At 63.8% G+C, this 22,241-nt stretch carries 17 protein-coding genes and 2 tRNA genes; 11 read left to right on the top strand and 8 right to left on the bottom strand.

The genetic code is table 11. The features are described 5' to 3' along the window. Positions 1–12 precede the first annotated feature (12 nt). Entirely contained in the window at positions 13–1,797 is a 1,785-nt protein-coding gene (locus D0T11_RS04710; RefSeq protein ID WP_119654627.1) for an ABC transporter ATP-binding protein, read from the bottom strand. 343 nt (positions 1,798–2,140) lie between these two features. Between D0T11_RS04710 and D0T11_RS04715 the strand changes: the two genes are divergently transcribed. From D0T11_RS04715 to coaE, 8 genes are all read left to right on the top strand, one after another. After that, complete coding sequence (locus D0T11_RS04715) at positions 2,141–3,229, top strand: Glu/Leu/Phe/Val dehydrogenase dimerization domain-containing protein (protein WP_119654628.1); 1,089 nt, start codon at positions 2,141–2,143, stop codon at positions 3,227–3,229. 98 nt (positions 3,230–3,327) lie between these two features. Beyond that, positions 3,328–4,512, top strand: a complete 1,185-nt coding sequence (gene nusB / locus D0T11_RS04720) for a transcription antitermination factor NusB (protein WP_119654629.1) — start codon at positions 3,328–3,330, stop codon at positions 4,510–4,512. Between the two features lie 197 nt (positions 4,513–4,709). Further along, positions 4,710–5,021, top strand: coding sequence for a YtxH domain-containing protein (locus D0T11_RS04725; RefSeq protein WP_119654630.1), 312 nt, complete (start codon positions 4,710–4,712; stop codon positions 5,019–5,021). 218 nt (positions 5,022–5,239) lie between these two features. Beyond that, positions 5,240–6,250, top strand: a complete 1,011-nt coding sequence (locus D0T11_RS04730; RefSeq protein WP_119654631.1) for an isocitrate/isopropylmalate dehydrogenase family protein — start codon at positions 5,240–5,242, stop codon at positions 6,248–6,250. A gap of 169 nt (positions 6,251–6,419) precedes the next feature. Next, complete coding sequence (locus D0T11_RS04735) at positions 6,420–6,944, top strand: DUF1573 domain-containing protein (RefSeq protein WP_182888237.1); 525 nt, start codon at positions 6,420–6,422, stop codon at positions 6,942–6,944. 134 nt (positions 6,945–7,078) lie between these two features. Next, complete coding sequence (gene yajC / locus D0T11_RS04740) at positions 7,079–7,396, top strand: preprotein translocase subunit YajC (RefSeq protein ID WP_119654633.1); 318 nt, start codon at positions 7,079–7,081, stop codon at positions 7,394–7,396. 162 nt (positions 7,397–7,558) lie between these two features. Beyond that, positions 7,559–8,476, top strand: coding sequence for a YbbR-like domain-containing protein (locus tag D0T11_RS04745; RefSeq protein ID WP_147374521.1), 918 nt, complete (start codon positions 7,559–7,561; stop codon positions 8,474–8,476). A gap of 104 nt (positions 8,477–8,580) precedes the next feature. After that, entirely contained in the window at positions 8,581–9,177 is a 597-nt protein-coding gene (gene coaE / locus D0T11_RS04750) for a dephospho-CoA kinase (protein ID WP_182888238.1), read from the top strand. Between the two features lie 123 nt (positions 9,178–9,300). Here the strand turns inward: coaE and D0T11_RS04755 are convergent, their stop codons facing one another. After that, complete coding sequence (locus D0T11_RS04755) at positions 9,301–10,473, bottom strand: GNAT family N-acetyltransferase (RefSeq protein ID WP_119654636.1); 1,173 nt, start codon at positions 10,471–10,473, stop codon at positions 9,301–9,303. Between the two features lie 11 nt (positions 10,474–10,484). Continuing rightward, positions 10,485–12,125 (bottom strand): ArnT family glycosyltransferase, encoded by a 1,641-nt coding sequence (locus tag D0T11_RS04760; RefSeq protein WP_119654637.1) that lies wholly within the window; start codon positions 12,123–12,125, stop codon positions 10,485–10,487. A 208-nt stretch (positions 12,126–12,333) separates the two neighbouring features. On the opposite strand from D0T11_RS04760, the gene D0T11_RS04765 reads away from it, so the two are divergent. After that, positions 12,334–13,647, top strand: a complete 1,314-nt coding sequence (locus D0T11_RS04765; protein ID WP_147374522.1) for a hypothetical protein — start codon at positions 12,334–12,336, stop codon at positions 13,645–13,647. Here the strand turns inward: D0T11_RS04765 and D0T11_RS04770 are convergent. The 3 genes from D0T11_RS04770 to D0T11_RS04780 form a co-directional block, all read right to left on the bottom strand. Beyond that, positions 13,616–15,235 carry a hypothetical protein gene (locus D0T11_RS04770; protein WP_119654639.1) on the bottom strand — a complete coding sequence of 540 codons (1,620 nt, stop codon included), beginning with the start codon at positions 15,233–15,235 and terminating at the stop codon, positions 13,616–13,618. The genes D0T11_RS04765 and D0T11_RS04770 overlap by 32 nt on opposite strands. Positions 15,236–15,432: 197 nt before the next feature. Beyond that, positions 15,433–15,510, bottom strand: a tRNA-Val gene (locus D0T11_RS04775). Between the two features lie 26 nt (positions 15,511–15,536). Beyond that, positions 15,537–15,611: transfer RNA gene (locus tag D0T11_RS04780), tRNA-Val, on the bottom strand. 187 nt (positions 15,612–15,798) lie between these two features. On the opposite strand from D0T11_RS04780, the gene D0T11_RS04785 reads away from it, so the two are divergent. Continuing rightward, on the top strand, positions 15,799–18,267 hold the full coding sequence (locus tag D0T11_RS04785) for an AsmA-like C-terminal region-containing protein (protein ID WP_119654640.1): 2,469 nt from the start codon (positions 15,799–15,801) through the stop codon (positions 18,265–18,267). Positions 18,268–18,398: 131 nt separating this feature from the next. Continuing rightward, positions 18,399–19,298: a TerB family tellurite resistance protein gene (locus tag D0T11_RS23320; RefSeq protein ID WP_119654641.1), complete on the top strand. Its 900-nt coding sequence runs from the start codon at positions 18,399–18,401 to the stop codon at positions 19,296–19,298. A gap of 220 nt (positions 19,299–19,518) precedes the next feature. Here D0T11_RS23320 and D0T11_RS04800 read toward each other — a convergent pair whose 3' ends face one another. After that, complete coding sequence (locus D0T11_RS04800; protein ID WP_119654642.1) at positions 19,519–20,688, bottom strand: mechanosensitive ion channel family protein; 1,170 nt, start codon at positions 20,686–20,688, stop codon at positions 19,519–19,521. Between the two features lie 163 nt (positions 20,689–20,851). Further along, positions 20,852–22,081, bottom strand: a complete 1,230-nt coding sequence (locus tag D0T11_RS04805) for a Glu/Leu/Phe/Val dehydrogenase dimerization domain-containing protein (protein ID WP_119654643.1) — start codon at positions 22,079–22,081, stop codon at positions 20,852–20,854. Between the last annotated feature and the right edge of the window lie 160 nt (positions 22,082–22,241).

Genomic DNA, 22,241 nt, shown 5'->3' on the forward strand with positions numbered 1-22,241 from the left:
CATTCTCACTTCTCATGCCTCCTCGCTCTGCAACTGCCGCTCGTAGAGGGCGCGGTAGAGGCCCTGCTCGTCCTGCATGAGGGCGTCGTGGGGGCCGTGCTGCACAATCTGGCCGTCGTCGAGAACCAGGATTTCGTCGGCCAGCTTCACGGAGCTCACGCGGTGGCTGATGATGAGGCTGGTGCGGTTGTGCATGATGCGCTGCAAGGCGCCCAGAATGGCGTTTTCAGTGCTCGTATCCACCGCCGAGAGGGCGTCGTCCAAGATCAGGATTTTGGGCTCCTTCACCAGGGCGCGGGCGATGCTCACGCGCTGCTTCTGGCCGCCCGAAAGCGTGATACCCCGCTCGCCCAGCTTCGTATCGAAGCCCTGGGGGAAGGCCAGAATGTTCTCGTACACGTTGGCGTCGCGGGCGGCCTGGAGCATGCGGGCTTCGTCGGGGGTATCGAGGCCGAAGTTGATGTTGTTGCGGATGGAATCAGAGAACAGGAACACGTCCTGGGGCACGTAGCCGATCTGGCTGCGCAGGGAGGTAATGGCCAGGTCGCGCACGTCCACCTCGTCCACCCGGATGCTGCCTTCGGTCACGTCGTAGAGGCGGGAGAGCAGGGCGGCCACGGTGCTTTTGCCCGAGCCGGTATTGCCGATAACGGCCAGCGTCTGACCCTGGCGGACGCGGAACGAGACGTCGCGCAGGGCCTGGATGCCGGTATCGGGGTAGGTGAACGAGACGTGGTCGAAGACGATGTCGCCCTGAATGTCGAGCGTCAGGTCCTGGCGCGAGACGATGTCGGTGTGTTGGTCGAGAAACTCGTTGATGCGGGCCTGGGAGGCCTCGGCGCGCTGCACCAACGAGCTGGTCCAGCCCAGGGCCGTCACGGGCCAGGTGAGCAGGTTCACGTAAATCAGGAACTCGGCAATGCTGCCCGTGGTGATAGTGCCCCGAATTACTTCCTGGCCCCCAATCCAGACGGTAATAATGGTGCTCAGGCCGATCAGGAACAGAATCAGCGGAAAAAACAGGGAGTTTACGAAGTTCAGGCTCAGCGACTTTTCCTTGTACTCGTTGGAGGCCTCCGTGAACTGGCGGTGCGAATCCTCCTCCCGCACGAACGACTTAATCACCCGGATGCCCGAAAACGCCTCCTGCACGAAGGTGGTCATGCGGGCCAGGGAACGTTGAATCTCGTCGGATTTGCGCTCAATCAGGTTGTTGACGTAGAAAATACTGATGCTCAGCACCGGCAGCGGCAGCAGCGTGTAAAGCGTGAGCTTCACGTTTACCAGCAGCATGAGCGGGATGATGAGCAGGAACAGAATCACGAGCTGCATAAAATACATGAGCGCCGGCCCGATGTACATGCGCACCCGGCCTACGTCCTCGGAAATGCGCGACATCAGGTCGCCGGTGCTGTGGCGGCGGTAGAAGCTCAGCGGCAAGGACTGGTAGTGCTGGTAGATTTCATTTTTCTGGTCGTTTTCCACGTGCCGGCTCATCACGATGAGCGTCTGGCGCATGAAGAACAGGAAGATGCCCCGCAGCAGGGCCATTACCAGAATCAGCACGCCATACAGCAGCACATTGCGCCCGAACAGCTCGTAGACCTGCGCCTGGGCCGGGGTGCCGGCGTAAAGGTGGTAGAGGTCGATGCCCTCGCCCACCAGGTCGAAGGCGTAGCGCACGATCTGGGCCGGAAAAATGGCCAGCAGCGTGCTCAGGGCCACGAACAGCATTCCGCCCAGGAAGTGCCATTTGTAGCGCAGCAGGTATTTGTTGGTAGCGGAAAGAGCGCGCACGGAAAGAGAGTTGGGGAGTTTAGGAGTTTGGAAGTTAGAAAGTTAAAAGCGGGCGGAAGGGTTTCGGCCAGGGCATGCCCTGGCCCAAAACGACCGGGAATCACTTTCTAACTTTCTAGCTTCCAAACTTCTAAACTCCCGTAAAACGACGTACTTTTGCACCCGCATTGCGGGTGCCTCTCCGGGCGGACCGGGTTGCGGGTTTCATTGAGCGAGGGGAAAACAGCCACGGGCCGTAATCAGTCGTTGAACGAAATCCGGAGCGTTGGTTCCGGACCGGAAGGTGCCGCAAAGGTACACTTCCCTACCCTCCCCACCCACCCAATTCCCACCCCCCACTCTCATGGTTGAAACGAACGTAGTAACCGACCCCTCCGTTTTCGGACAGATTGCCGAGCACCAGCACGAGCAGGTAGTCTTCTGCCACGACCACGAAACGGGCCTGCGCGCCATCATCGGCATCCACAACACCGTTCTCGGCCCGGCCCTGGGCGGTACCCGCATGTGGCACTACGCCTCCGATGCCGAAGCCCTCAACGACGTGCTGCGCCTGAGCCGGGGCATGACCTACAAGGCCGCTATTTCGGGCCTCAACCTGGGCGGGGGCAAGGCCGTCATCATCGGCGACGCCACGATGAAGACCGAGGCGCTACTGCGCAAGTTCGGCCGCTTCGTGCAGAACCTGAACGGCAAGTACATCACGGCCGAGGACGTGAACATGACGACCCGCGACATGGAGTTCATCCGCATGGAAACCAAGCACGTGTCGGGCCTGCCCGAGAGCATGGGCGGCAGCGGCGACCCTTCGCCGGTAACGGCCTACGGCACCTATGTGGGCATGAAGGCCGCCGCCAAGCGCGCCTTCGGCTCCGACTCGCTGGCCGGCAAGCGCATTGCCGTGCAGGGCATGGGCCACGTGGGCACTTACCTGCTGGAGTATCTGCAAAAGGAAGGCGCGCAGCTCATCGTGAGCGACTACTACGAAGACCGCGCCCTGGACGCGGCCAACCGCTTCGGGGCTACCATGGTGGGCCTTAACGACATCTACGACCAGGACGTGGACATCTATTCGCCCTGCGCGCTCGGGGCCACGCTCAACGACGATACCATCGCCCGCCTCCGGTGCCAGGTAGTGGCTGGCTGCGCCAACAACCAGCTGGCCGATGAGAACATCCACGGACCGGAGCTCGTGCGCCGCGGCATCGTGTACGCCCCCGACTTCCTCATTAACGCCGGCGGCCTCATCAACGTGTACTCCGAGGTAGTGGGCGGCAACCGCGAGGCGGCCCTCACCCAGACCGAGAAAATCTACGACATCACCACCCAGGTGCTCAACAAGGCCGAGCAGGAAGGCAGCCACCCCCAGGCCGCCGCTACCCGCCAGGCCGAGGAGCGCATCGCCGCCATCGGCAAGGTCAAATCAACTTATTAATTGAGTTGTCAGTTGCTGGTTGTCAGTTGTCAGGGTAGTTCTTACAAGAACCAACCGACAACTGACAACCAGCAACTGACAACTGACAACCCAACAAAATGCTCAACCGTCGCACGCTCCGCATCAAGGTCATGCAGGCCCTGTACGCCTACCATCAGGCCGTCGGGTCCGATTATTTACTGGCTCTTGACCGCATTGCGGAGGCCTTCGTGCCCGACCTGAACGCGCCCGAGGCCCAGGACCGCAAGCTGCTGCAGGGGCAGCGGAAGCTGGCCGAGGTCGTTTTCAAGGAGTGGCACAAAACCGGCGAGCAGCCCGAGCCCACCGAGGATGCCGACGTGAACGAGGCGGTGAAGGACGCCATCAAGTTCTATCAGGTGGCCGTAGCCAAGGATAAAACCTACTACGCTGGCCAGCTCGTGTACGCGGCGGAAAGCATTCATAACCAGTATATCCACCTGCTCAATATTCCGGAGGCATTGCTTCAGGTGATTGAGGAAGAGCGCGTGCGTGACTCCCGCCGCCTGACGGCCGCCAAGGAGCCGTTGCTGGATGCCTCGCGGCTGCTGGAAAACCAGGCCATCGAGAAGCTCATCAGCAACCTCCAGCTCCAGGACCTCACCATTCGCCGCTCCCAGAAATGGCACGGCGAGGACGAGCTGGACACCCTGCGCACTGCCTGGCGCACCGAAATGAAGCAGGACCCCGAGTTGCTGAGCTACCTGGCGGCCCCCGCCGGCAACTACCTGGAAGACCAGGAAATGCTCAAGAACCTGTATAAAAACCACGTGTTCAAGGGCACCAGCCTGCCGGCCTACATTGAGGAAGACGACCTGAACTGGGAGGAAAACCGGGCCGTGGTGAAGAACCTGGTGGTGAAAACCGTGAAGATGCTCGATGAGGCCGCCGACGAAACCCTGGAACTCATGTCGCTCTCGGCCAACTGGCCCGAGGACAAGGAGTTTGCCGAAAGCCTCTACCAGCAAACCCTGGCCGAGGACGCCAAGTACGAGCAGCTCATTGCCGACTCAACCCAGAACTGGGACGTGGAGCGCGTAGCCCTCACCGATAAGATTCTGCTGAAAATGGCCCTCTGCGAGATGCACCTGTTCCGGGCTATTCCGGTGAAGGTGACCATCAACGAGTACATCGAAATCAGCAAGATGTACAGCACGCCCAAAAGCAAGCAGTTCGTGAACGGGATTCTGGATAAATTGGCCCAGGATCTGACCGCCAGCGGCGCTATTCGCAAGTCGGGCCGGGGGCTGCTCGACAACCAGTAGGTGAAATGGTGAGCTAGACGTTCGAAGACCCTGGTTGCCCTATCAGAGCAGATCGGCCTTCCGAATATCAAACTCACCATATCACCATTTCACCACCTCACCTCCCGCCGGGCATATCTTAACGGCCGTTTTTTGCGTATTCAGATTTCGAACTCCCTGTTTCATATCTCACCTCCCTGTACTCACTTCCAGAAAAAATGGGTAGCAAAACCACCACCGGTATTCTCTGCTTTGCCGGCGGCGCCCTCACCGGAGCCGTTGTCGGACTTCTCTACGCGCCCGAAAAAGGCCGCGAAACCCGTAGCTGGCTGAGCTATCAGCTGGAAAAATACCGTGAAACCCTGGCCGACCTCACCGAAAACCTGGTGACCAGCCGTTCCGATCAGGGGCCAAGCTCGGCCAAGAGCGAGGGCCAGCGCGTGATTCAGGACGCCAAAAGCAAGGCCGAGCAGCTGCTCGGCGACGTCGATCAGCTCATCAACCAGATCAACTCCCGCAAAACGGTTTAACATGCTGGCCTGATTTGAGGGAAGTGCCGGAGTGCTGATAAAAAACTATCAGTACGTCGGCACTTCTTCATTTTCAGCACCCGATCAGGATGGGTACCTTTGCGCCCTGATACGGGAACTGGTTTGTTCCCCGTAGTGAGCCGCTCTCCTGTGATGGCCGCCTGCCGGCTTACCCGGCTCACACTTTCTGATAGCCCATTAACCCCCAACTCCATACAATGCAGCTCATCACCCTCATCCCCGGCGACGGCATCGGTCCCGAAATCACGAAAGCAGTAACCGATATTTTCGCGGCGGCCCAGGTGCCGGTGCAGTGGGAAGAACAGAATGCGGGCCAGACCACGTTCGACCAGTCGGGCGAGTTGATTCCGCAGGCCTTGCTCACGTCGCTCGAAAAGAACCGGGTGGCGCTCAAAGGCCCCATCACAACGCCCGTGGGCAAAGGGTTTCGCAGCATCAACGTCACGCTGCGCCAGAAGTACAACCTTTATCAGAACGTGCGGCCGGCCAAAACCACTGAGGGCATTGCCTCCCGCTACGCCGATTCGGGCATCGACCTGGTGCTGTTCCGCGAGAACACCGAGGGCCTGTACGCCGGCCTCGAAATTTTCGACGAGCACAACGGCATTGCCGATTCCATTGCCCGCAACACGGTGGCCGGGGCCCGCCAGATCTGCCGCGCGGCCTTCGCGTACGCCGCCAAACACAACCGCAAAAAGGTAACGCTGGCCCACAAAGCCAATATTCTGAAGGTGGCGGGCAAGGTGATGCTCGACGCGGCCCAGGAAGCGGCCCGCGAGTTCCCTCAGATTCAGTACGAGGAAAAAATCATCGATAACATGTGCATGCAGCTGGTTACCCGGCCCGAGCAGTTCGACGTGATTGTGACCACCAACCTGTTCGGCGACATTCTCTCCGACCTCTGCGCCGGCCTCGTGGGCGGCCTGGGCGTGGTAGCCGGCGCCAACATCGGCGACGACATGGCCATTTTTGAAGCCGTCCACGGCTCGGCCCCCGACATTGCCGGCCAGGGCAAAGCCAATCCCACGGCCCTGCTGCGCTCGGCCCTGATGATGCTCCACCACATTGGCGAGCATGCTCAGGCCGACAAAATTGAGAAGGCCCTGGAACTGACCCTGAAGGACAAGCCCAAATGCACCGGCGACCTGGGCGGCCAGGCTTCCACCAGCGAATTCGCCCAGGCCATTATTGATAACATGGGCAAGTAAGTTGAGTAGTTGCCGGTCGTTCATAACAGAACGTCATTCCTCGGCTGCGGCTTTGCCTGCACTCGGAATGATGCTCTGTTACGAACGACCGGCAACTACCAACTCATCCCTGCTTATCTTCGCTTTCCGAAGCATACTGAATGCTTCTTTTTCTGACCACCAGACTATTATGAAACGTACGCTGTTTTCCGCCGTTCTGCTTTCCGGCGCGCTGCTGATGGGCGCCTGCAATAACAACAAGGCTGAGGTAGGGGCCGAGGGCATGAACGCCGCCGCCGCCGATGCCAACGCTACTGCCGCCCCCTTGGTAGATAACCCCAACGTAGTGGGCGAAACGGCCGCCCCCAACCCCAACGCCCCGGTGATGACCTTCGCCGTGGCCGACCACGATTTCGGCGACATCAAGCCGGGCGCGGTGGTGAAGCACACCTTCGAGTTTACCAACACCGGCAAATCGCCGCTGCTGATTGAGAATGCCACCGCCAGCTGCGGCTGCACTACGCCCAACTGGACCAAGGAGCCTATTCAGCCGGGTGAGAAGGGCACGATTGACGTGCAGTTCGACTCCCACGGCAAAACGGGAATGCAGAACAAGGAGGTAGCCATTCAGGCCAACACCCAGCCTAGCATCACCAAAGTGGTGATTAAAACCAACGTGCTGTCGGACGGCACGAACGGTCCCGTTCTCCAGTAATCGGCCGGTTTTCTGTCTGTCATCCGGGGCGAAGCCACTTCGTTCCGGATGACAGTTTTTTTTGAGCGCGGCGGCCCCGGGAGGTTCATCCAGTGGCCCGCCGACGACTCGCTTACCCTTTGCTTCACCACCGTATGTTCGCCACCTTATTGCTCCAGACTCCCGCCGGTTCGGGCAGCCTGCTTTCCTACCTGCCCATTGTCGGCATGGCGGTAGTCGTGTACTTTTTTATGATTCGGCCCCAGCAGAAGCGCTCGGCGGATGCCAAAAAATTCCGGGCTGCCCTGGGCAAGGGAGCCAGCGTGGTGACCATTGGCGGCCTGCACGGCAAAGTAGTGGACCTGAGCGACGAAACCGTGACAGTGGAGGTAGACAAAGGCGTGCGCCTGCGTTTCGACCGCTCGGCCATTGCCCGCGAAACCAGCCTTAAAACGGCGACCCCGGCCGCGTAATGCCCCCTGAATCCGGCTGTTTTCGGCGGCCGGATTTGTATCTTGGAGCTGCCGGCCCCACCAGAAGTCTGACTTCCGGCGGGCGTCCGGCAGTTCGTTTGTCCTCCATTCCGCCCCGTTGTGTCGTCTGTCCGTCCGAGTGTCCGTGTGCTGCGCTGGTTCATGAGCCCGTTTTTCGGGCAGGAGCGTAGCTATTGGCGGGCCGTAACGGCGTGTTTTCTGGTGGCCAGCACGTTCTGGCTGCTCAACGCCCTCAACAAGACCTACACCACGCGCATCACCTACCCGCTGGCCTGCCGCTACGATGAGGGCCGGTTTGTGCCGGTGCAGCCGTTGCCCACCGAGGTGGCCGTGAACGTAACCGGCCGGGGCTGGAAGCTGCTACGCCGGCAGCTGCTGCTGGACGTGAAACCGGCCGAGCTGACATTGCGCACCTCGGCCACCCGCTACCTCACCTCCAACACCCTGCGCCCCGCCTTGCAGCAGGCCATGGACGGCTTGCAGTTCAACTACCTGCTCTCCGACACGCTCTGGGTCAGCCTCGACCGGCTGGTGAGCCGCCGCCTGCCCCTGGCCCTGAGCCCCGCCACCGACGGGGCGGCCCTGCCCTACGATGCCCGTTTCGAGCCGGCCGAAGTGCTGTTCAGGGGGCCGGCCAGCAAGGTTGAAAACCTGCCCGACCCCTACCCGGTGCACCTGCCCCAGGCCCCGGCCGGCTCCACCGCCGGCGACATTCAGGTGCCCATTGGCGGGCCGGAACTGGTGCAAACCAACGTGCAGGACGTGCGCGTGCGCTTGGTGCGCCGCCCCGTGGTGACGCTGCCCGTGGATGTGGTGCCGGAGCTGCTGGACGCCCCGCAAGGCCGCCGGTTCCGGCTTTCGCCGGCCACCGTGCGGGTACGCCTCCAGTTCTTCCCCGAAGACACCGCCCGCTTCAGCCCCGATCAGGTGCGCGTGCAGCTCCACTACGGCCAGTTCATCAACCAGGACTCCAGCCTGCGCCCCTTCCTCTCCGAAAAGCCCCCCCAGGTGCGGGGCTACCTCGTGCTGACGCGGGGCGTGCGCGTGCGGAGCCGATAGAACACGTTCTTCGTTCCCCCCCCGCAGGTAAGCCGCGCGTAGGTTCGGTAAGGCACGCATCGGTGACGAACAACGAAAAACCAGCAATGAAAAACGGAAAGCAGATGCTGAAAATCGGAATTACGGGCGGCATTGGCTCGGGCAAAAGCATTGTGGGCCGGCTGTTTCAGGTGCTGGGCGTGCCGGTGTACGACTCCGATGCGCGGGCCAAGTGGGTGATGAGCCACGACCCCGCGCTGCGGGAAGACCTGCTGGCTGCTTTTGGTCCCGAAACCTTTGATGCCGCCGGGCAGCTCAATCGCTCCTACCTGGCCCGCGTGGCCTTCCCCGACCCAGCCCAGCTGGCCCGCCTGAACGCCCTGGTCCACCCGCGTGTGGGGGAAGATTTCGCCGTCTGGGCCGCCGCCCGGGCCGCCGAGGGCTGCCCCTACATCCTCAAGGAAGCGGCCCTGCTCTACGAATCCGGGGCCTACCGGCAGCTCGACCAGGTCATTACCGTTTTCGCGCCCCAGGCTATCCGCCAGGCCCGGGTGCTGCGCCGCGACCCCCACCGCACCGCCGCAGACATCCTCACCATCATCGGCAAGCAGCTCAGCGAGGAAGAAAAACTCGCACGCGCCGACTACGTGGTGCACAACGACGACGAACACCTGCTCATTCCGCAGGTGTTGGCTCTTGATGTGGAAATTAGGAAGTCGTAAACCACCGTCATTCAGAGCGCAGCGAAGAATCTCGCGTGCTGATGTTGAGTCACTATTACAACATCAGCACGCGAGGTTCTTCGCTGCGCTCTGAATGACGAAACTCTTGCCCAGCTTCCCAACTCACCGGATAATCGGGCTGCGCTCAAACGTCCGCTCGCGGTCGAAGAGGTAGCGGTAGGTGGTGTGGGTTTTGTAGATGCGGGCGCCGATGGAGCGCGTAACGGCCAGCATGCGGGGGTTGAAGTCGCCAATCCAGTTCATTTCGATTTCCTGGTAGCCGGCGCGCATGAACTCGGCGCGGGCGTGCACCATCAGGGCGCTTTCGATGCCCTGACCCTGCCACGCGGGCACCACCCCGAAGATGACGCCGAACAGCTTTTTATCCCGGCGCTGCTGGTATTGGCGCTTCTGCCAGAGAAAGTGCAGCTTGCTGAGCAGTCCGAAGCGAGGGTTCACGTGCTTGAACATCTGGTTGAGCTCGGGCAGGCTCACGAAGAAGGCAATGGGCTCGTCGTGGTGGTAGGCAAACCAGAGCAGGCGCTCATCGAGCACCGGCTTCATTTGCTTGACCAGGTCGCGGGCCTTGTCCAGACTCATCGGGCTCACGCCGCTGTGGTTGGCCCAGGCCAGATTGTACACGTGGTGGAAGTCGCGGGCCAGCTGCTCGGCATTGCGCTTGTTGGCGTGCTGGAAGCGGAAATCCGGGTACTGTCGGGCGTATTTGTCGAAGGCTTTGGAGAAGGTCGGGTGCAGAGGCGTATCCACCGCGCGGTAGCAGGTATACTGGCGGAAATAGAGCTGGAAGCCGTACTGCTCGAAGAGGCGCTGGTAGTAGGGCTGGTGGAAGAACATGCCGTAGTTGGGCTCCGTGAACCCCTCCGTAAGCAGGCCCCAGAACCGGTCCCGCTCCCCGAAGTTGATGGGGCCGTCCATGGCGGCCAGGCCGCGCTGGGCCAGCCACTGGCGGCAGGCCTCCAGCAACTCGTTGGCCGCCGCTTGGTCATCCTCGCACTCAAAAAAGCCCATGCCGCCCACCGCCAGCGTGGGATCGGGCTGAGGAGCCTCGTGGTTGATGAAGGCCGCCACCCGCCCGATAACCGTGCCCGCCGCGTTGGTGAGCACCCACCGGATGGCCTCGCCGTGGGCAAAACTCGGATTCTTGTTCGGGTCGAACACGGCTTCAATCTCCGGATCGAGGGGCGAAATCCACTGGGGCTGATTTTGGTAGAGGCGGGCGGGCAGGTCCAGGAACTGGCGGATGCGGGCGGGGGAGTTTACTTCGAGAAGCGGCATAGCAGGAGAAATCAGCGGCGGCCGGAAAGCGGCGGCCGGGCGAATACGGACAGCAATTTAAGGCCATTTACGCGCCGCACGTACACTTCGCGGCCCACCGAGTCGGGATACGGCGCCGGATGCCAACGGTAGGTGGTGAGAAAGTAGCGGGCCTTACTTGGGGGAACCATGCGCAGGCGCGCCCGCTCGGCGGGGGGCAGCAGCAGCTGGGCATTGTGCAGCATCAGGGCCGTGCGCGGCTCGGTGGCCACGGTTACGGCCGGGCTGGCATCGTGGGCCATAATCCACTCCAGGCCCTCCCGCCCCGAGAGGCCCCAGTAGTCGCGCTCGAACAGGCGCTCGGCCGTAGGGCCGGGCAGAAAGCTGAAATACACGTTCTGATACGGATGATCCGCCACCATGCGCCAGGCCGTGTGGCCCAGGCCGGCCACCAGCAGCAGGGCCACCGCGTAGCCGCTGCGCCGCAGAAACGGAGCAGCAGGGCGCTGCCAGCCCCGCCACAGGGCCTGCGCCCCCCGGCCCGCCAGCAGCAGCAGGGCCGGATACACAAAATACAGGTGCCGCCACCCGTCATACACCACTGAGCGCAGCAGCACAATGGCCAGCAGCGGCCCAAACAGCCAGGCCAGCACCAGCAAATCGGCCCGGCCGGCCGGAGTGCGCAGCCAGGCGGCCGGCCCGAGTAGGCCGGCCCGCGCCACCACGGCCGTGCCGGCCAGCCCCAGGGCCACGTACGGCAGCGGGGTGGTAATGAGTAGCCAAACGGGTACGTAGTGCCAGGGCAGGGCCTGCACCGCTATTTCCCGCCCCAGATACAGCGTCAGCATATCGGCCCGGTAGTGGCTGAAGCTGCGGAAAGCGGCCAGAAAGTGTGGCCCCGGCTGCTCCCAGAGGTAGGGCCAGCCCGCCACCACCACGCCTGCCAGCAGCGGAAAAAACAGCAGCAGCTGCCCGGCCAGCTCCCGCCGGATGGCCGGGCGCGACCACCCTTCGAGGGCCGCGAAACCCAGCGTGAGGCCCACTAGCAGCACGCCCATCGTGCGCACATCAATGGCCGCGCCCACGGCCAGGGCATGCCCGGCAGCCCGCGCCCAGGTGGGCCGCCGCAGCCAGCGTAGCAGCGTGCCCACGGCCAGCGTGAAAAAGCCCAGAAACACCAGGTCCTTGTAGTTGTAAAAGGATTCGGCAAACATGCGCGGCGACAGCACCAGGGCCGCCGCCACGGCCAGCCCCCACCCGCCGCTGCCCAGGTAGCGGGCCGCCAGCCGGTAGAGGGCGTAGGTACCCGCCACGCAGGTCAGCCAAATAACCAAGTGGCGGAAGAAGTACACGTCGCGGGAGTCCTCCACGCCCACCACTTTCTCCAGCACCACCAGCGGCAGTTGGTAGAGCACGCCGTGGTCGGCGTCCTGGTTCTCGCTCATGGCCGGAATCTGGGCGAAGGTGGCCTGGCGGCGGGCCAGCGCCGGGGCCAGGCGCAGGGCCACGTACTTGGCGTTGATGATGCCGTTGAGCCGGTCCAGCTGCTCGTCCCAGCCCACGCCGTAGTCGCGGTGCAGGGCCACGCCCAGCAAAGCCAGCAGCCCAAAAAACGCGCCCACCAGCCAGCCAAACCAGGCAGGACGGGCAACGGGGGCAGAGAAACGGGACATAGGGCCAGGGGAAGAAAGAAGTCGAGAGGAAGTGCGGCTTTGTGTTGCATCTTCACCGGTTGCAAAACAAGTTGCAACGGGTGAAGATGCAACACAAGCTGACGGAGCCAACCGGCCCGTGAAAGATGCCCACCCGGTGAAGCCGCGCAAACGCTGCTAAATTCGGGAATTCATTTCCGAATCTCTCCCTTTTAGTCATCTGCTGCCGGTGCTTCGTTCTCTTCCCCGCTACGTCTGGCCCGTGGCCGCGCTGCTGCTGGTGCTGCGGCTGGCCCTCAACCTGGGCCTCAATCCCGGCCTGGAGTGGAACTACGATGAGCGCCGCAACGCCCGCATTGCCGATAACTACCTGGCCGGGCGCGGCTACGTCAGCCTCGACCCCGAGCGGAAACAAATCCGGCCTGATTCGTTCCATGCCAGCTTTCCGGTGTTCGTGTACGTGGCCTGGAGCCGGACCGGGCTGCCCCGGCACTACCTCACGCTGCTGGTGTACGCCGCCGCCGCCGGCTGCTACCTGCTGGGCGGCCTGTACGTGCAGCGCACCCTGCACTACTGCGGGCTGGCCCCCGGCGTAGGCTGGCTGGGGGCGGGGCTCTGGGCCGTGTCGCCGGGGGTGGTCTACTACATCGGGGCCTTCTGGTGGTTTGAGAACCTGACCCTGCCGCTGCTGATTGTGGTGGTGTATAAGCTGCTGCGCCTGCACGGCGGCCGGCCCCTGCGCCGGCCCGATGCCCTGCTGCTGGTGGCGGCCGTGGTGCTTTCGTGCCTGCTGCGGGGCTACCTGCTGGCAGTGTACGGGTTGCTGTTCGCCGTGTTTCTGGGACTGATGACGGCCCGGCCGGCGCGGCAGCAGCGGGCGGCCTGGGGCCTGAGCCTGGCCCTGCTGCTGGCCCTGGGCCTGGCGCACTGGCCCATTCTGGTTAAAAACCACCGCCTGTTCGGGGCCTACACCCTCAGCAACCAGGCCGGCTTCGAGCTGCTCCAGGGCCACAACGCCGTCACGCGGGGCCGGTTTATGTTTGATTGGGACGACCGCCAGGGGCCGTTCGACCAGTACCTGCGGGCGCGGGTGCCCGGGCTGGATTCGCTCGATCAGTACCAGGAAAGCCGGGCGCGGGCACGGGTGGCCCGGCAGTGGGTGCTGGCCCATCCCGGGGCCGAGCTGCGCCTGTGGGTGCGCAAAACGGTGCTGTTCTTCTCGCCCGAAAACTTCATTGCCGACGCCCCCCGCACGCCCTGGAACCCGTTCACGGCCCTGGTGCACCTGGCTTTCTTCGGGGCGCTGGCCCTCACGCTCACGGGCTTCCGGGGCCTGCGCCTGCGCCCCACCGACTGGCTGCTGCTCGCGCCGCTGGTGGCCGTGTGGGGGCTAAGCCTGGTATTTTTCGTAGGGTTCCGGTGGCGGTTTTTTGCCGAGCCGGCCCTGCTGCTGTTCCCGCTGGTAGTGGCGGGCCGGCTGGGGTGGCTGCCGGGCGGGGCGAAGCGGCGGCTTAGCGGGTCTGGCACACCACCAGCACCGTAACGCCATCGGCCCGCACCGTGTGCAGGAGCCGGCCCATTTCGGGGGTGAGGTGAACGGGGCGGAAGCGGAAGCCGGTGATATAGTAATGGCCCGGCTCCTCGGGCGCGAAAACGAAGCGGGCGCGGTCGGCGGCGGGCAGCAGGGCCAGGTTGTTCTCGAAGGGCGGCAGGTGCGACACGTCCACGGCAATGCGGCCGGTGGGCTGGTGACGCAGCAGCCACTCCAGCCCCTGCCGGTAGGCCAGGCCCCAGTAGTCGCGCTCGAACTGCTGCTCTACTACTTGGGCGGGCAGAAAGCTGAAATACACCTGCTGTTGGGGGTGCATGGCCACCATCCGCCCGGCCGTAACAACCGCTTCCAGGGCCGCCAGCAGGCCCAGCGCCGCCACTACCGGCCGCCACCGGCTTTGCGCCCGCGCCCAGGCCCAGAGCTGCCGGCCCGCGCCCACGGCCAGCAGCAGCAGGGCCGGATACGTGAAGTACAAGTGCCGCCAGCCATCATAAATAACCGACTGCAACCCGATAACCAGCACGAAAGGCCCCAGCAGCCAGCCGCCGAACAGCAGATCGAGGCGGCCGGCCGCAGTGCTCAGCAGCCGCTTGGGGTGGCGCAGCAGCCGGCCGGCCAGCGCCAGCAGCCCCGCCAGGCCCGCCAGCGAGTAGGCTACCGGCGTGGTAATCAGCAGCCACACGGGCGCGTAGTGCCAGGGCAGGCGCAACGACGACTCGGCCCGGCCCAGGTACCACACCGGCCCGTCCCAGCGGAAGCGCTGCATCTGCCCGAAAGCGGCCAGCAGGTTGGTCAGGGGGGCTTCCCAGAGGTAGGGCCAGCCCAGCACGGTGGTTGCCGCCGCCAGCAGCAGGTAGCCGCCCGCCAGCACCGCCAGCCGGCCACGGCCGACGGGCTGCGTGGGCCAGCTGGCTTCCAGCGCCAGCAGGCCGAGGGTAAAGGGCACCAGCAGCAGGCCCAGAATACGGATGTCGATGGCGGCGGCAGTGGCCAGGGCATGCACCAGGGCGCGCCCCGCCGTGGGCCGGGCCAGCAGGCGGCTCAGCGTGTAGATGCCCAGCGTGAATGCCGCCAGAAACACGAGGTCTTTGGCGTTGTAGAACGACTCGGCAAACATACGGGGGCTGAGCACGAACAGGCCGGCCGTGAGCAGGGCCAGGTACTGGTTGCGGAAGCGCCGCCGCGCCAGCCCGTATAGCGCCCCCAACCCGCCCAGGCACACCAGCCAGGTACCGAAATGGCGCAGCAGGTAGTACGTTCGCGGGTCGGTGCCGGGCCGCAGCACATCCAGCAAAGCCAGCGGCACCTCGAACAGCACGCCGTGGTCGTTGTCGACGTAACCGGCCAAAGGGGGGGCGCTCTGGAGCAGCAGCTGGTTGGCCGCCCATTCCGGGGCTACCAGCCCGGCCACGTAGCGCAGGCTCACCAGGCCGTTGGCCCGGTCCACGGGCTCATCCCAGGAAACCCCGTAATCGGGCACCAGCCCCGCGCCCAGCACCAGCAGCAGCCCGAAAACCAGCGGAACCAGCCAGCGGGGAGCATAACGAACGGGCGATTGCGCCCCGGCAGCAACAGCCATCCGAATCAGTAAGTAAATAGGCCAGGAAATAAGGCGGGACCCGCGCCGCTACCAGCCGTGGCCCCGTTTAGGGCGTAGTGTGCCCCCCGGCAGGGGGCGCAGCGGAGGCCGGCAGCCACTGCCCCGGCAAGGTACGACCCGGCCTGGCGGCATGGCAATAAAAAAGGACTGCCGTTGCCGACAGTCCTTTTTTAAGATGGTGGGAGATACTGGGTTCGAACCAGTGACCCTCTGCTTGTAAGGCAGATGCTCTGAACCAGCTGAGCTAATCTCCCGGGGGGGGTATGCGTACTAAAAAAAGTGGGAGATACTGGGTTCGAACCAGTGACCCTCTGCTTGTAAGGCAGATGCTCTGAACCAGCTGAGCTAATCTCCCAATGGGCGTATCCTGTTTGGGATGGCAAATATGGCGGGTCATTTTCGAAAACGCAACTCTTTGTCCCATCTTTGGCTAAAGAAATTTCCTGATTCCGCCCCCATTCTGCGGGAAGGTGCTGCCAGTCAGAAATTTCGGAAAACCCAGGAAGGTATCGTCGGTGAGTAGATTTCTGAAAATTTCTTTTTTGACCCTGCTCTTTTTGCTGAGCGCGGCCGCGCTGGGGCTCTGGCTGGGGCAGGACCGGATTATCGGGCTGTTCGTGGCCGGCCTCAACCAGCACCTGGCCGTGCCGGTGCGCGCCCGCCGCCTGGAGGTATCGGTGCTCGACCAGTTTCCGCGCCTGTCCGTGACGCTGCACGACGTGGTGGTGAGCGGCTCCCAGCCCCAGGACACTACCCGGCTGCTGCGGGCCAGGCGGCTGTTCTGCGCCTTCGATGCCACCGACCTGCTGGCCGGGCGCTACCGCATCCGGGCCATTACCCTCACCAACGGGCAGCTGAACGTGCGCCGCGACGCCCGGGGGGCCGGCAACTACCACCTGCTGCGCTCCGATACCACGGCCCCCGCCAACGCGCCGTTTGGCCTGGAGCTGGAAGACATCCGGCTGGAGCGCGTGCGGCTCACGTACGCCGATGCTGCCCGCCGCCAGTTCTTTGCCCTGCGCACGCCCGGCCTGCGGGCCGCCGTCGACGTAACGGAAGCCCGCCTCAATGTGGCGGCCAGCGGCACGGCCCAAATGGAAACTATCCGCCTGGGGGCCGACGATTATTTTCGGGCCAAGGACCTGCGCCTGCGGGTTTCGCTCACGATTGACCGGGCCGGGCAGCAGCTCACCATCCGGCCCTCGGAAATTGGGGTGGGGGCGGCGGCCTACACCGTGGCGGGCACCGTTGGCTACGCCGGCGCGCCCCGGCTCAACCTCACCGCCGCCGCCCGCCAGACCGACGCCCAGGCCCTGCTGGCGTTGTTGCCGCCGCGCCTCACCCGGGGGCTGGCCGGCTACCGCAGCCGGGGCGCGGTGTATTTCGAGGGTAGCGTGCGCGGAGAGTGGTCGGGGCAGCACAACCCGGCTGTGGCCGTCCGCTTCGGATGCCGGGAGGCCTCGTTTTTTCACCCCGAATACCGGCAGGCCATCGACCACGTGAGTTTGCAGGGCTCTTTCAGCAACGGGGCGCAGCAAACGGCGGCCAGCTCGGTGCTGCGGCTAAAGCAGGTGCGCGGGCAGCTGGCCGGCCGGCCGTTCAGCGGCGCGCTGGTGCTGCGTGACTTCCGCACCCCGACCCTCGACCTGAGCTTGCTGGCCGACCTGGACATGGCCCGGGCGGTGCGGTTTTTCCCGGTGGCCGCCGTTCAGGCCGCCCAAGGCGAAGCCCGGCTGCGCCTGGAACTGCACGGCCCGGTAGCTGCCCTGCGCCGGCAACCCACCGCCGCGCAGGCCCACGGCGAACTGAGCCTGCGCGGCGTTATGCTCCGCCTGCGCGACTTCCGCCAGCCCTTCACCGGCCTCAGCGCCCGCCTGGAGCTACGCGGGGCCGATGTGGCCGTGCGGGAGCTGCGCGGCCGCCTCGGCCACTCCGACTTCCGGGGCAGCGCCACCCTGCGCAACGTGGCCGGCTGGGCCTCGCGCCCCGGCCAGCCCCTGCGCGTAGAGGCCAACCTGAGTTCCGAACTGCTCGATTTCAATCAGCTCCTGTACGTGTATCAGCCCGCCGCCCCGGGGGCTTCGGGCGGCGGGGCGGCCAGCACGAGCGGCGGCCTGCACGTACCGCCCAACCTGGTTCTGGACGTGCGCGCCCAGGCGGGGCAGGTGCGCTTCCGCCGGTTGCGGGGCCGGGCGTTGCGCGGAAGCCTGCGGCTCCGCAACCAGGTATTCAGCTCCGCCGGCCTGAGCCTGACGGCCGCCGGCGGGCAGCTAAGCGCCCACGGCACCGTGGATGCCCGCCAGCCCCGGCTACTAAAAGCCAGCACCGTAGCCAGTTGCCAGCAGGTGCCGCTGGATAGTCTGTTTTACGTGTTCGAAGATTTTGGCCAGCAGTTTATCACCAGCCGCCACCTGCGCGGCACGCTCACGGCCACGGCCGTTTCCGATACCTACTTCGATGGCCGGCTGACGCCCCTGCCGGACCGGCTGGAGGCCCAGGTACAGGCCACCGTGCGGGCGGGCGCGCTGCTCAACTTCGAACCCTTGCAGAAGCTGAGCCTGGTAGCCGACCGTGCCACCCTACGCCACCTGCGCTTCGCGGAGCTGCACAACAACTTCTACATCCAGAGCCGGACGGTGTACGTGCCGGAAATGGATATCCGCTCCAACGTGCGGGCCGCCGCCCTGATCCGGATAACCGGCACCCACACCTTCGACCAGCAGCTCGACTACCACGTGCGGATTCCGCTGCTGCCGGGCCTGCTGCCCCGGGCCGCCGCCCGCGCCGATGGCCCCATGTTGCGGCTGGCCATTCGGGGCACCGAAAGCAACTTCACGGTGCGCTACGAAACGGGCAGCCCCACCCTGCCGGCAGCCCGGCCGGCCCCGGCACCGGTAGCTTCGCCCGCTGCGCCGGGGCCGGCCCGCCCGGCGGCCAAGCCTTCCTGGGAGGTAAAAAAGCCCGCCAAAAAACCTGCGGAGCCCCAGGTCGGCGACTACTTCGAGTTTTGAAGTCCGGCAAAATTTCAGCCGCGAAAGCAACAGAAACGGCATTTGAGCCGGCTCCCGACGGCCCGGAGCCAACCTCTACCGCAGTCAGTGCGTTAAGACGGCAGATTATTCCTCCTCCTACCCTTCTTTCCATGAACGACTCCCAACTGCTCCAGAACTATTCCGACCAGGAAAAAGCCGCTTACTTGAGCGTTATTGCCAGTCTGGCTTCGGCCGACCGCGAGGCATCGGCCCCCGAAGTGGAATTCCTCCAGCAGCTGGCCCACCAGGCCGGCCTGAGCGGCGGGGCTACCCAGCAGGTGTTGGCTGCCGCCAAAGACGCCACCAACGAAAGCATCAAAGCCAGCCTCGACGCACTGCGTGGCAGCGACCTGCGTTTCTCGCTGGTGACTGACCTGATCAGCTTCGCCCGCGCCGACGGCGCGTACTCCAACACGGAGGAAGATATGGTGAACAAGATTTCCTCTTACCTCGGCATCAGCCAGCAGCAGACCCACACGCTGGAACAGGTAGTCGATCAGGCCGCCAGCGTACCCCACAACGCCAGCGACCCGGCCAAACAGGGCTTTTTCAGCGGTATTACCGATAAGCTGGAAGGAGCCGGTATCCCGAAAGGCGCCCTCATGGCCGGCCTGCTCGGCGTGGTCGCGCCCATGGTCATTTCCAAGGTGATGGGCGGCCGGGGCCAGAGCGGCGGCGGCGGCATGGGCGGTGGCCTGATGAGCAGCGGCATGGGCGGCCTGCTCGGCGGCGCGGCCCAAAGCGGTATGGGTGGCTTACTCGGCGGTTTGCTGGGTGGCGGCCTGCTCGGCGGTGCCATGGGCGGCGGTCAGCAGCAGGCGCAGTACGGCAACTATCCGCAGCAAGGTTCCCATACGGGCAGCGGCGGCCTGGGCTCCATCATGTCGATTCTGGGCGGCCTCGGTGGCCAGCCCAACTCCCAGCCCCGCAGCGCCGGCGGCGGTGGCCTCGGCGGCCTGCTCAGCGGCGGTATGGGGGGCCTGCTCGGCGGCCTGCTTGGCGGCCGGTAGCTGGTAGCTGGTAGCTGGTAGCTGGTAGCTGGTAGCTGGTAGCTGGTAGCTGGTAGCTGGTAGCTGGTAGCTGGTAGCTGGTAGCTGGTAGCTGGTAGCTGGTAGCTGAAAAAACGAAGAAGGCCCCGTACTCAACCGAGTACGGGGCCTTCTTTTTGTCGAAGTATTGGGGTATTCTGAATGAGAGCTCTCTGCTATCAGCTCTCTGCTAACCGCTTATTTAAGAGCTGGCAATGGATTGATTCCCGGATTGCTGGAGGCTTTTGGGCAGGTCGGTGCCGCCGCCGGTGCCGGACAGGCGGGTCATGGTGGTATCGACGAAGCTGGCCCCGACTTCTTCCACGGCCGACACGATTTTAAAGTTGACCTCCTCCATCACGTCGAGGTACTCATCGTAGCTGTTGGTGTGCACGTAGTACTGCACCCGCACGTCCTTCGAATTGGAGGTGAGGGAGGTAAACTTCACCTGCACATCGGGCGTGATGAGGCGGTGCTCCACGATGGCCTTGCGCACCTGGTCGAGGATGCGGTGGAGCTGGTCGCTGGTGGTCATCTGGGTGAGCGACATCATGAAGAACACCCGGCGGGCAGTGCGCCGCGAGAGGTTATCGAGGGGCTTGTCGATCATGGACTTATTGGGCACCGTCACGTAGCTTTTCTCCACGGTACGAATTCGGGTGCTGCGGAAACCGATTTTCTCCACCGAGCCCGTCAGATCGCCCACGCTCACCAAATCGCCCACTACAAAGGGCTGGTCGAGGAAGATGGTGAACGAGGCCAGCAGGTTTTCCAGGCTTTCCTTGGCGGCGAAGGCCACGGCCAGGCCGCCAATGCCCAGGCCCCCGACCACGGCCGTTACATCAACATCGAACACCTTGCCCAGAATGATGAGGAAGGCCACAATGGCCACGAACAACTTGATCAGGTCGCGGGCGAAGGGTACGAGCTGGTTGGTGAGCCGTGAGGGGTCGCGCAACGCCCGGTTCATGAACACGAGCACCGCCAGATCGATCATGCGCAGAAAAATCCAGGTGATGCCCGTGATAAAGGCAATTTGGTAGACCCGGAAGGCAAACACCCCATACCAGGGCGTGTTGCGGCCCAGTTCGGCCGTACGCACCGGAATATCCATCACGGTGTAGGCGATAAACACCGTAATCAGGAAGATGACGATGGAAATGGGCTTGATGAGCAGCTGGTGAAACTGCGCCTCGGTCACGTCCTCATCCACCTTCGCTTTAAAGAAGCGGAAGAGTACCTTGGTGAGCAGGCGTGACACGAGGTTCTTGAGCACCAACCCCGCCAGCAGAATGACGGCGGCAATCAGGTATTCCTGCACCTCCACGCTCAGAAAGCGGTAGTGCAGAATCTCTTGAACAGACATGGGCATGGGCGGCGGAAAAAAGGGCTAAAGGAGCAACAAACAAGCCGGCTGCTCACTGCCCCGATTGGCAGCAAGCAGCCGGCTTGTCAGGGTTCTAACGCAACCAGGCACCTGGCGTTACGCTACGTCCTGCCGCAAACACCGGGCCGGGCGGGGCCGGCGGCGGCGGTTACACCAGTTGGCGCAGGGCCATTTCGAACGATTTCTGGGCCAGACCGGTGGTCTGTTCGCCCTGGGCCCGGGTGCGGGCCAGCGCCGCCCGGATCACGCGGGACGTATCCTGAAAAATGGCTTGATCAGTGATTTCGGCGTTGGATTCCATCAGGTAGGCGAACACCCGGGCCATGCCGCAGTTGGCAATAAAGTCGGGAATCACGCTCACCTGGGCGTCGGCAAACTCGCCGGTGGGGCCGAAGAAGATTTCGGGGTCCTGGAAGGGCACGTTGGCCCCGCAGGAAATAACCTCCAGGCCGCCGGCTACCAGCGCCTCCACCTGCGCCCGGCTCACGAGCCGCGAGGCGGCGGCCGGGATAAAGATTTCGGCCCCACTGCTCCAGATGCGCCGGTCTACTTCCTCGAAAGACAGCAGATCGGGGGCGGCCAGTTCGTTGCCGTTGCGGGTGAGGAAGAGGTGGCGGATTTCTTCCAGCGAAAAACCTTCTTCCTTGATCAGGCCCCCGGCCCGGTCGATGATGCCCGTGACACGGCCGCCCTGGCTGGCCAGATAATAGGCCGCCGCCGCCCCCACATTGCCCCAGCCCTGGATGATGGCCCGCTTGCCGGCCACCGGGCGGTTGCCCCACAGTTCATAGTAGTGGCGCACGGCCTCGGCCACGCCGTAGCCCGTAATCAGGTCGGCCACGGTGTATTTGCGGCTGAGCTCGGGGGTAAAGGTGGCGTCTTCGAGCACTTTTACCACGCCTTGACGCAGCTGGCCCAGCTTCTGGATCTTCTGGGGCTCAGTGGCGTGGTAGTGCCCGTTCACCACACCTTCCTGGGGGTGCCAGAGGCCGTAGTCCTCCGTAATCGGAATCACATCGTGAATTTCGTCCACGTTCAGGTCGCCGCCGGTGCCGTAATAGGCTTTGAGCAGCGGAATTACGGCCCGGTACCAGCGCTCCAGCACGCCCCGCTTGCGGGGGTCCTGGGGGTCGAAGTTGATACCCGACTTGGCCCCGCCAATGGCCGGCCCCGAGACGGTGAACTTCACTTCCATCGTTTTGGCCAGACTTTCTACTTCGCGCTTATCGAGGCCCTTGCGCATGCGGGTGCCGCCGCCGGCCGCCCCGCCCCGCAGCGAGTTGATGACGACCCAGCCTTCGGCCTCGGTTTCGGCATCCTGCCATTCAAATACGATTTCGGGACGCTTGTTTTCAAACTTGGCCAGCAGCTCTTTCATCGGCGGTAGGGGTGGGGTGGGTGTAAAATTCCGGGGCAAAGGTACACACGTCAGACTGGCCCGCCACCTGCCCAAACCGCCAAGACAATCCTGCTCAGCGGCTAACCCTTAATATAATATAAATCATATATACAGACGAACCCTCTCCTAAGCTCAACCG

It is taken from the genome of Hymenobacter rubripertinctus, assembly GCF_003583925.1.
GTDB lineage: Bacteria > Bacteroidota > Bacteroidia > Cytophagales > Hymenobacteraceae > Hymenobacter > Hymenobacter rubripertinctus.